This window comes from Rhodococcus sp. ENV425, from assembly GCF_002887785.1.
In the GTDB taxonomy this organism is placed as follows: Bacteria; Actinomycetota; Actinomycetes; order Mycobacteriales; family Mycobacteriaceae; genus Rhodococcus; species Rhodococcus aetherivorans.
Map to the genome: position 1 here is coordinate 10,311 of NZ_PCZU01000115.1, position 8,259 is coordinate 18,569.

The following is an 8,259-nucleotide window of genomic DNA, read 5'->3' on the forward strand; positions in this document are numbered from 1 at the left end:
GGTTCGCCCTTCGACACGCCGGTCGCGTTGCACGAGAGCAGGATTCGGTTTCCGTGCCCGGCCTCGATCAGTTCGCGGATCACGGCGGCGCGCTCCTCGTCGGTGACGTGGATGTCGTCGGCCGTGCCCACGTGGTCGAGGGCGACGAAGGCTCCGCGGCGAGCGATCTCGAGCGGTGCGCCGGCGGCGATCGCGTCCTTGCGGTCGAGACCGCCGACGACGACGCGGTCCGCCGGCAGCTTCTCGGCCAGGACGATCCCGAGGTCGTGGACGGCGTCGTTCCCGTAGCGGATCGAGGCCGCGACTCCCGTAGCGAGGGCGGTGCGGGCCGCGCCGCGGAACAGGCTCTCCTCGGTGGCGGTCATACCGTCGGGATCCGCGGCGGTGGTCACCAGGCCTGCGGCGCCGCGGCGCTCGACGCGGGGAACCACCATGCCCTCGGTGATCTCCCTGGTGAACAGGTCGGCGAACTTCTCCGCGGGCCACGGGGTGGGCGGGTTGGTCTGCGGCGTGAGGAAGTAGCCGCCGAGCAGGTTCTCCGGGCCCATGCCGGTGGACGCGACGATGTGCACGCCTGTCGTGCGGGAGAGTGCCTCGTACAGCTTCACGTCGCGACCGTGGAACATGCCGGTGCTGTCGACGATCGTCCGTCCGCCGTGTTCACGGAAATCGGTCAGCTTCGCGGCCAGGGTCTCGAAGATCTCGGCGCGGTCCATGGTGATGTCGAATGCGTGCTCCGCGCCCGGAACCACCGACAACAGCGCCTCGTGAACCGAGACAACCCCCAACTCGTCGGCGGGAACGGGGCCGAGGACGGTATGGACGGTGTTGCCCTCGGCAGTGTGGGCGCCAGTCATCGGCACTTCCTTTCGTCAGCGTCGCGTCGGCACGACGTGGTGCGTATCACAGTAGGCGTTCGCATTACATCATGTCAAGTAACGATGCATATCGCCATGTGACTGTGCTGACAGGTCAGTGGCTGTACTGCGGCTAGAATCCGAGCCCATGTCGCTCCGTGCCGCACAGAAGCAGATGACCTACGAGCTTTTCCTCACGAAGGCACTCGAGCTGTTCGGAACCAAGGGCTACGCCGCGACCACGATCGACGACATCGCCACCGCCGCCGGCTCGACCCGGACCACCTTCTACCTGCACTTCGCGTCCAAGGCCGAGGTGATGAGCGCACTGCTGACGAAGGTCGACGCGATCCTCACGACGGCCGACGACCCCACGCTGACCGCAGTGGTCGCCTCCGGCTCGCGCGACCGGATCCAGGAGTGGCTGGACCGCAAGTTCTCGCAGTGGGACGAGATCAAGCCCTACCTCACCGCGTCCTACCAGGCCGCCCATGAGCCGGACGTCGCGGCCAGGACCGAGCAGTGGTTCGAGGACGCGGTCGGCCAGATGACCGAGGGGCTGAACCTGGCGAACCGATTCCCGCCGGACCGTCGCCGGATCCGCTGCGTGCTCGCGTTCGGCCAGCTCGAGTACCTCTCGCGCCGCTACTTCTCGGTCGGCTGGCGGACCCCCCGCGAGATCTGTCTCGACGAACTCACCGGATCCTGGTGCCACCTGCTCGCATCGGCCGACTGAGGCTCAGCATCGGCACGAGGAAGTCCGTCCCCGACGATCACCCGTCACGGGCCGCCCGGGACGTCGGTGCCGCCGGCTCGAAGGCGGACGCGTCGACCAGGATCCCCCGCAACCAGCCGATGAACTCCTGATCTGCCAGGCGCGGGTTCCACACCATGTCGACACCCAACGGAGAGACCGGCAGCGGGAACTCCTCGATGCGGAGGTTCACCCGTTCCCGCATCGCGACAGCGACCCGGAAGGTGTGCACCGCCACCCCACCGGCCGTTGCCACCAGATGCGGGATGAGCAGGTGGTCCGAGATCAATTGCCCGATCCGGTAATGGACGCCGTGCGCGTCCATCGCGGCGTACGGTGCCACCCGGTGCCGGGAGTCGTAGGTGACGTGGGGCAGCGAGGTGAGCAGGTCCAGCGCAGACGCCTCGGGATCGCTGTCCGGGTGGGCGATGACCACCCAGCGGTTCTCGTAGAGCCGGTGGCGCGGGTACGGCGAGGAGAACGCCTCGGACACGAGTACGACGTCCACCCCGTCGTCGGTGAAGTCGCTCGGATGCGGCTCGACGAAGTTGCGCATCCGGAGGGTCGCATTCGGCGCCCGCTCGGCGATCAGTCGCGCCAGATTCGGCCCGACCACGAAGGCGGTGCTGGTGGTCATCGCCACCGTGATGGTGCGGCTGTCGCGAGCGGGATCGAAGCCCGGGAAGTCCACCACCCGCGCGGTCTGCCGCAGCACGTCACGCAGCGGAGCGATCAGTTCCAGGGCGCGCGGGGTGAGCACCAGGCCGCTCCCCTGCCGCATCACCAGGTCGTCGCCGATCAGCCGGCGCATCCGGCCCAGGGCATGGCTCATCGCGGGCTGGGTCATGCCCACCCGGGCCGCGGCGCGGGTGACGGACCCCTCCTCGAGCAGTGCCAGCAGCGGCACCAGCAGGTTGAGGTTGACCGAGGCGAGCCGTCCCAGGTCCGGATCGCTCGGGTGGTCGAGCGGTTGGTTCATCCACACGAACTCTACGTATCCGTCGGCCGACCCCGCGGCGACAGTCGAAACTGCGGCGTCAGTCGAAACTGCGGCGTCAGTCGATATTGCGGTGTCACGCGTCGGCCGAGGCCATGCGGCGCAGCTTCGGGATCGGGATCCGGTGATTGACGGCCACCGCGACGCCGCGTCCGTCGTCGTGCGTCCAGCGCATCACCGACGGTCCGTGCGGGCTGTCACCGACGAGGAACTCGGGTTCGCCGGCCGCCGGCAGGTGGCCGGCCGCCTTGAGGTTCAACCCGAACTGCTCGGTCCAGAAGTACGGATCGAGGTCGAGTTCGGGCGCGGCGTCGCCGGCCAGGAGAGCGACGGCCGCGACCTTGGCCTGCTCGATCGCGCTGCTCCACAGCGGAATCCGGCGCACACCCCCACGCGTCGGGATCGCCGCGACGTCCCCGGCCGCGACGATGCCGGGCGCGACTCGCCCGCGCGAGTCCGCCTCGAGGCGGCCGTCGACCATCAGTCCGCTGGTGGCCAGCCACTCCGTGTTGGGAATGTCGCCGATCGCGGTGACGATCAGGTCGGCCTCGACCCGTGAGCCGTCGCTCAGGACCACGGCACGCGCGCCGTCGATTCCTGCGGCGGTACCGTCGACCAGTTTCAGCCCCTGGGCGACCGCAGCCGCGGTGAACGCTTCGGACAGGCACGGCCCCAGATGCGGGAGCATCGGCCTACCGTCGGCCACCAGCGTGACCTCGCATCCCGCCGACAGCGCCGCGGACGCGATCTCCATGCCCAGTGGGCCGGCGCCGACGACCACGACAGACGGCCGCGCCGCCAGCCGCTCCCGCAACGCGAGGGCGTCGTCGAGGGTGCGCAAGGTCAGCTCCGGGCTGTCGGGACCACCGAGGCGCCGGGCCCGCGAACCCGTCGCGATCACCAGTCCGTCGAAGCTCAGCTCCGATCCGTCGGCGAGACTCACGCGCCGGGACTCGACGTCGAGGCCGACCGCTGCGACCCCGAGCACCTCGGTGGCCTCGTGCGTGGGCGGGGCCAGTTCGTGGGAACCACCGTCGACCAGGAGCGCCTTCGAGAGCGCGGGCCGCGAATAGGCCGCCCGCGGTTCGTCCCCGACGATGGTCAGGTCGCCGTCGAAACCCGCGGCGCGCAGGCTGTCACAGGCCGTCTGGCCGGCAATCCCGTTGCCGACGACCACGATTCGTCGGGGAGCTTCGGTGCCGTTCATGTCGGTGCCGTTCATGTGGGTTCCGTTCCTGCGGCTGTCGGTGTCAGGCCAGTTTGAGGGCGGCCACGGGGCAGACCCGGACGGCGGCACCTGCGGCGGCGAGTTCGGTGCTGCCCTCGGGGAGCTCGCCGACGTCGATGATCAGTTCGCCCTCGTCGTCGAGGTGCATCAGTGCGGGAGCGACCTCTTCGCACAGTCCGTGGCCTTCGCAACGGGGCCTGTCGAGCACGATCTTCATGCGGGGACCACCTTCAGGATCTCGAGTTCGTCGATGGAACGGGTGATGTTGCTGGGCACGCGAACCGGCTCGGCAGCCACGAGCCGCTGCGCGTGATTCGCCAGTGCCGCGATGACGGCGTGAGCTTCGAGACGGGCCAGACCCTGACCGGCGCAGCCGTGCGGACCGTAACCGAAGGACAGATGGTCGACCGGGTTCCGTTCGACCAGGAAGGCGTCCGGGTTCTCGTAGTGCCTCGGGTCGCGGTTGCCCGCACCGAAGAGGATCGCCACCTGGGATCCGGCCGGCACCAGGGTGCCGTCGATCTCCACGTCCTCGGTGACCGAGCGGCCCCAGGCATGGATCGGAGCCCAGAAGCGGAGAGCCTCGTTGAAGGCCGCCGGCACCAGGGCGGGATTCCGGCGGACCAGGTCGAACTGGTCGGGGAAGGCCGAGAAGAGCGCGACGATGTTGCCGAGCGCGGTGATCGTGGTGTCCACCCCCGCACCGAGGTACTGGTGGATGATGTGGCCGGCGGTGCCGGGGGGAATGACGCCCCGGGCCTCGGCATCGAAGATCCCGCGACCCACCGACCCCGGTGCCAGATCCTCGGCCCGGACCCCGGCGCACCATTCGTAGAGTTCACCCGCGATCGGGAAGTTCTCGGCCGTCCGCTGGTTCATCGGGCCGATGACCTCGATCGCGGCCTGTCCCCAGCGCAGCATGTTGTCGCGCGCCGCGCCGGTGAAGCCGATCAGGTCGGCGACGACCTCGAGCGGAAAGGCGCGGGCCAGCGCATCGATGGCCTCGAACGATCCCTCGGCCACCAGGTCCGCGACCAGCGCATCGGCCTTGGCCTCGATCTGGCCCTTGAGTCCCCGCAGCGCCCGCGGGGTGAGGTTCTCGGTGAGCGCCGCGCGCAGTTCGGTGTGGATCGGCGGGTCGGAGGCCAGGGACGTGCCTCGGAGCGCCTCGTTGACCATCGGGTTGAAGCCGATCGTCCGGGACGAGAAGGTGCCGGGATCGGCCAGGGCGTCGCGGATGACGTCGTACCGGGTGAGGGCATAGACATCGTTGGCGGGCAGATGCACCACCGCGCCGAGATCGCGGAGTTCGGCGTACGTCGGATAGGGGTCGGTCAGGACCTCGTCGGCGAAGAGGTCGATGTCGGAACTCGCGGGAGTGCTGCTGGTCATGCACCCATTGAAGTGACTCCACTCACATAAATCCAACTCATATTGTGCATACGATTACATGCACTTAGTTCATGTGATGTCCCGCGGTCTTCGGGGGTACCGCCGGTAGGAGATGGCGTTGAGGCGGGGACGGCCGCCTCTACGACCGGATGAACCGGCCGATGACGGTGGCGACCATGGCGGGATCGGTCTTGTGGGCCATGTGGGCATGCCCTTCGAGCATCTGGATCCGGGCGTCGGGAATTGCACCCGCTGCGCGGTGAGTTGCCTCGTTCAGCCGAGAAGGGCTTTCGGTGCCCGCCGGCAGGAGCGTCGGGGCCGCGATCCCGTCGAACCGGCCGGGCCGATACACCCAGCCCTCCTCGGCTCTGCACTCCCTGGACACGGTGGGCGCAGCGGCGAGGAGGGCCGGCCATTGCGGACCCGATCGCATTGTGTCGCATTCCTCTTCGGTCAACTCCAGGATCTCGACGAGGATTGCACGGATCGCTGTTTCCATGTCGCCGGCAGCCACCGCCTCCTCGATCGCATCGATCAAACCCGCGGGATAGACCATCCCCAGGCTCGGCTCGTAGAGCACGAGGTGATCGACGTTGCGCGCGAGGGCAGCTCCGCCCATCGCGCAGTTGGCCCCGTAGGAGTGACCCCATACCGCGACAGTCCCGCCGGTGCGGGCCACGACGGCATCCACGACCGCGGCCACGTCCTCGAAATCACGCTCGATGGCGTAGCCCGGTGTGTCGCCGCTCGCAACGAAGCCTCGGCGGTCCATCGCGAACGTGGTGACGTCGGCGTGCAGCTCGTCCACCAAGGGGCCGAACGTGGTGTGGTCGCGGAGGGACCCGTGCACCATGACGAGCGGCGGCCCGTCGCCGTCGACCCACACGGCCAGCGGTGTCCCATCGGTGGATCGAACGTCGAATCGGGTTGCTCTGCCCTCGGCAGCCCTCAGGTGACTCATGACCGTCTCACCTGCCGCCCTGTGCGGCTGCCGTGCGCCGGTCGAGCTCGGTGGCGAACGACGACGCGGCGTCGGCGAATTCGTCGGGCCGCTCGGCGTAGGTGACGTGGCCGCTGCCCTCCAGCTCGACGAAGCGAGCGTCGGGGAGGGCCGCGGCCAGTTGACGGGCGATCGACCGCAGCGACGGGTGGCTTTCGCTTCCGGCGACGACGAGCGCGGGCACTGTCACGGCGGCCAGGTCCCCGGCCGTGACCTCGAGCGACGGGGACCGCAGGTCGGTGAAGCCGATGTCGGCGTTGGCTCGATAGCGGTTCCTTCGCTCGTCGTCGATCATCGACCACAGCCCCGGGCAGACGACGGAGAAGAACGCGTCGACCCCGGCGGCCGGTCCGCCGGCGGCGGTGGCCTGCTCGACGCGGGGCACCACGTCGCGGAGGACGACCCGGCCGGCAACCGGATCGAGGCTGAACAGCGGCGGCTCGCTGAACACCGCGCCGCGGAGCAGGTGACCGTGGCGCAACGCGACCTCGACGGCGACGGCGGCGCCGCTGCTCGATCCCACCAGCAGGCAAGGGGCAAGTTCCAGGGCTTCGATCAGGGCGGCGGCGTCGTCCGCGTGCAGGGAGTCGCTGATCGTGGCGTCGCCGCGGGAACTTCGGCTGTGGCCCCGGCGGTCGTAGCGCACGCACGTGTAGCGGTCCGACAACCGCCGTGCCTGGTCTGCCCAGACCTCGGCGTCGCCGCACATACCGTGCACGAACAGGATCCCCCGCCCTGACCCCGTGCGCTCGAAATAGATTCTGGCGTCGTTGATGTCGATCGTGGGCACGGCTGCCTCCCTCGTCTTCGGTCCCTGTCGGCGAGTGTGAACCGGTCGCCGCCGGCGCACATCGGGCGTTCGCCCCATTTCCGACGCCGGTCAGGGTGAGAGGAGGCCGTGCTCCATCGCGAACAGCGTCGCGCCCGCTCGCGTGGTGACCCCGGCCTTGGTGTAGATGTGTTCGATGTGGTGTCCCACCGTCTTGGGCGAGATGACGAGGACGCTCGCCACTTCCTTGTTGGTGCGGCCGCGGGCGATGAGCGCCAGCACGTCGACCTCGCGCTCGGTGAGACCCGCGGGACGGGAGACCCGCGGCGGGCGGCTCACCTGACCGGCAGCATCGAGCACCGCGTCGACCTCGACCCGGGTGAAGCGGCCCGCGTCGACCTCGTCGAGCAGCTGCGACGCCGCCTCGGCCGGGGTGAGCGCCGGCCGGTGCGGCCGGTTCTCGGTCATCGCATGGTAGGCATCGGCGGCGCCCAGCAGCCGGGCACCAAGGCCGAGCTGGTCTCCCGAGGCCCCGCGGTGGTAACCGGAGCCGTCGGCTCGCTCGTGGTGGCGCGCCGCCAGGTCGGCGAGGGGGGCCAGGAGCGCGCAGCGGTGCAGGACCCGCTCGCCGAGGTAGGGGTGCAGCCGAACCCGTTCCCACTGCTCGGCGCTGAGCGGACCCCGGCGATCCCAGATCCCGTTGGGGATACCGACACGTCCGACGTCGTGGACCAGTCCGGCTCGGCCCAGCGTCGTCGCGTCGGCAGTGGCAAGGCCGGCAGCTTCGGCGGCGGCAACGGCCAGCCGCGAGACACCGGTGGAGTGGCCTCGAAGGTACGGCGACTTCAGATCGGCGAAATCGGCCACCGCGGTCAGAGCCAGGTCGAGGTTGCCCGACTCGATCGTCAGGGCCGGTGCCGGCTCGGCATCGAGGACCGCCGCGCACGGGTCGTCACCGATTCCGGCGAGCCAGTGTTCACCGTCGGCGACCACGGCGTCGACCACGGCCGGGTCGTACGCGCGGCCCCGGCGGTGCAACAGCACGTCGGTGGCTGCCGCCCAGCCCGCCCGGCGCGCCCACAGCTCGGCGTCTCGGGCGACCGTCACGATCCGCACCGCCACCGGCACCTCGTCGGCCGCCAGGCCGGCCGGATAGCCCTTGCCGTCCCAGCGCTCGTACGCATGCGCGAGCGACCGACGGACGGATTCGGCCATCCCGAGGCGGGTTGCCAGGCGGGCGCCCGCCTCGCAATGTTGCGACA

9 protein-coding genes are annotated in these 8,259 nt (G+C 69.8%); 1 reads left to right on the forward strand and 8 read right to left on the reverse strand.

Annotated elements, in window-relative coordinates:
* Positions 1-857: phosphotriesterase (locus CQZ88_RS08845; protein ID WP_258008520.1), on the reverse strand; the 857-nt coding region annotated here is incomplete at its 3' end.
* A 148-nt stretch (positions 858-1,005) separates the two neighbouring features.
* Here CQZ88_RS08845 and CQZ88_RS08850 point away from each other — a divergent pair.
* Positions 1,006-1,593 carry a TetR/AcrR family transcriptional regulator gene (locus CQZ88_RS08850; protein WP_006938629.1) on the forward strand — a complete coding sequence of 196 codons (588 nt, stop codon included), beginning with the start codon at positions 1,006-1,008 and terminating at the stop codon, positions 1,591-1,593.
* 37 nt (positions 1,594-1,630) lie between these two features.
* On the opposite strand, the gene CQZ88_RS08855 is transcribed toward CQZ88_RS08850, so the two are convergent.
* From CQZ88_RS08855 to CQZ88_RS32285, 7 genes are all read right to left on the reverse strand, one after another.
* Positions 1,631-2,590, reverse strand: a complete 960-nt coding sequence (locus CQZ88_RS08855; RefSeq protein ID WP_044476072.1) for a LysR family transcriptional regulator — start codon at positions 2,588-2,590, stop codon at positions 1,631-1,633.
* 94 nt (positions 2,591-2,684) lie between these two features.
* On the reverse strand, positions 2,685-3,830 hold the full coding sequence (locus CQZ88_RS08860; RefSeq protein ID WP_102799614.1) for an NAD(P)/FAD-dependent oxidoreductase: 1,146 nt from the start codon (positions 3,828-3,830) through the stop codon (positions 2,685-2,687).
* Positions 3,831-3,858: 28 nt separating this feature from the next.
* A complete protein-coding gene (locus CQZ88_RS08865) occupies positions 3,859-4,053 on the reverse strand; it encodes a ferredoxin (protein WP_050034893.1) in 195 nt (64 codons plus the stop codon).
* Entirely contained in the window at positions 4,050-5,228 is a 1,179-nt protein-coding gene (locus tag CQZ88_RS08870; protein ID WP_072634773.1) for a cytochrome P450, read from the reverse strand. Before CQZ88_RS08870 ends, CQZ88_RS08865 begins: the two co-directional genes overlap by 4 nt.
* Positions 5,229-5,367: 139 nt before the next feature.
* Positions 5,368-6,189, reverse strand: a complete 822-nt coding sequence (locus tag CQZ88_RS08875) for an alpha/beta fold hydrolase (RefSeq protein WP_102799615.1) — start codon at positions 6,187-6,189, stop codon at positions 5,368-5,370.
* Between the two features lie 7 nt (positions 6,190-6,196).
* Positions 6,197-7,018, reverse strand: coding sequence for an alpha/beta fold hydrolase (locus CQZ88_RS08880; RefSeq protein WP_072634771.1), 822 nt, complete (start codon positions 7,016-7,018; stop codon positions 6,197-6,199).
* Between the two features lie 90 nt (positions 7,019-7,108).
* Positions 7,109-8,259: HD domain-containing phosphohydrolase (locus CQZ88_RS32285; protein WP_180986982.1), on the reverse strand; the 1,151-nt coding region annotated here is incomplete at its 5' end.

Bases quoted from the DNA above. Each gene is read 5' to 3' on its own strand.
- CQZ88_RS08850 (WP_006938629.1), top strand. From the start codon at position 1,006: ATGTCGCTCCGTGCCGCACAGAAGCAGATGACCTACGAGCTTTTCCTC.
- CQZ88_RS08855 (WP_044476072.1), bottom strand. From the start codon at position 2,590: ATGAACCAACCGCTCGACCACCCGAGCGATCCGGACCTGGGACGGCTC.
- CQZ88_RS08860 (WP_102799614.1), bottom strand. From the start codon at position 3,830: ATGAACGGCACCGACATGAACGGCACCGAAGCTCCCCGACGAATCGTG.
- CQZ88_RS08865 (WP_050034893.1), bottom strand. From the start codon at position 4,053: ATGAAGATCGTGCTCGACAGGCCCCGTTGCGAAGGCCACGGACTGTGC.
- CQZ88_RS08870 (WP_072634773.1), bottom strand. From the start codon at position 5,228: ATGACCAGCAGCACTCCCGCGAGTTCCGACATCGACCTCTTCGCCGAC.
- CQZ88_RS08875 (WP_102799615.1), bottom strand. From the start codon at position 6,189: ATGAGTCACCTGAGGGCTGCCGAGGGCAGAGCAACCCGATTCGACGTT.